The sequence below is a fragment of the Mycobacterium sp. NGS68 genome (assembly GCF_059812195.1).
Window position 1 is genome coordinate 1 of the sequence record NZ_JCALCE010000098.1, and the last position, 363, is coordinate 363.

Sequence of the window (363 nt, forward strand, 5' to 3'; positions counted from 1 at the left end):
GGTGTCGTCGTCGGGGTGGCAGGCGCCGGGGGCGGCGAGTTTGGCGAGCATGGCGTCGAGGGCGGCGCGCAGGTCGGGGGTGATCAGGCCGCTGATCGGGGACATGCCGTCGTGTTGCTGGTTGCCGACGGTGATGCCGCGTTTGCGGGCGCGTTCGGTGTCGGTGTAGTCGCCGTCGGGGTGTAGCCAGTCCAGGATCCGGCGGGCGTAGGTGGCGACCTCGTCGGGGCGGAATTGGGTGGCTTTGTCGGCCAGGTCGGCTTCGAGGGCGGCGCGGGTTGCCGCGTCGATGTCGGGGGGTAGGTGGGTGAGGGTTTCGCGGATCACTTTGACGTGGCCGTCTCCGAGGCGCCCGTCGCGTTG

At 70.8% G+C, this 363-nt stretch carries 1 protein-coding gene; it reads right to left on the bottom strand.

Annotation, left to right across the window (positions count from 1 at the left end; translation table 11 throughout):
* Positions 1-363, bottom strand: a 363-nt coding sequence (locus AC5Y5V_RS31425) for a DUF222 domain-containing protein (RefSeq protein WP_499942995.1), incomplete at both ends; no start/stop codon positions are given.